The organism is Streptomyces millisiae (assembly GCF_031845425.1).
Classification (GTDB): domain Bacteria; phylum Actinomycetota; class Actinomycetes; order Streptomycetales; family Streptomycetaceae; genus Streptomyces; species Streptomyces millisiae.
Genome location: NZ_JAVREM010000175.1, coordinates 1 through 694, shown reverse-complemented (window position 1 = coordinate 694; position 694 = coordinate 1). Strand labels below are relative to the sequence as shown.

The following is a 694-nucleotide window of genomic DNA, read 5'->3' as shown; positions in this document are numbered from 1 at the left end:
TGTCGATGCCCTCCTGGTGGGAGGCGCGCAGTTCGGTGTCGTACGTGGCCTTGTCGGCGTACTCCACCAGCTCGGCCGGGAGGCCGACGTCCTTGAGGGCGCCCGCGACGGCCTCGCGGGTGGGGCCCTCGCCGTTGTTGTGGAAGCGGGTGCCGAGCGCGGTGTACAGCGGGCCGAGGACGTCGGCGCCGTGCTTCTGCCAGGCGGCGGTGGCCACCCTGACCGGCTTCCACGCCTTGGTGGCGAGCATGTCCCGGTACTCCTCGGGCAGCTCGTCGACCCGGTCCTCGTTCAGGACGGCCAGGCTCATGATGTGCCAGCGGATCTCGATGTCGCGGACCTTCTCCACCTCGAGCACCCACCGGGAGGTCATCCACGCCCAGGGGCAGAGCGGGTCGAACCAGAAGTCGACGGGGGTCTTCACGGAGGTGGTCGCGTTCTCGGACATGGCTCTCCTCGGGAACGAAGGCGTCTGCACAGCGTCGTCTCCTGTCGGAACACCGTCCGGCGCTCACCCCATTCCCGGGTACCCGCTGTCAGGGGCGCATGGCAGGATCGGTCCTGTCCGAACCTTGTCCCTCCACCCCACCACCCAGAGGAAGTGCCGCCCGTGCCCGGTGAGAATCTGTCCCGTGACGAGGCCCGGGAGCGGGCCGCGCTGCTCTCCGTCGACGGCTACGAGGTCTCCCTCGAC

At 69.5% G+C, this 694-nt stretch carries 1 protein-coding gene; it reads right to left on the bottom strand.

From position 1 onward, the window contains the following. A partial coding sequence (locus tag RNC47_RS36075; RefSeq protein ID WP_311605077.1) for a mycothiol-dependent nitroreductase Rv2466c family protein occupies window positions 1-448 on the bottom strand: 448 nt, incomplete at its 3' end. Between the last annotated feature and the right edge of the window lie 246 nt (window positions 449-694).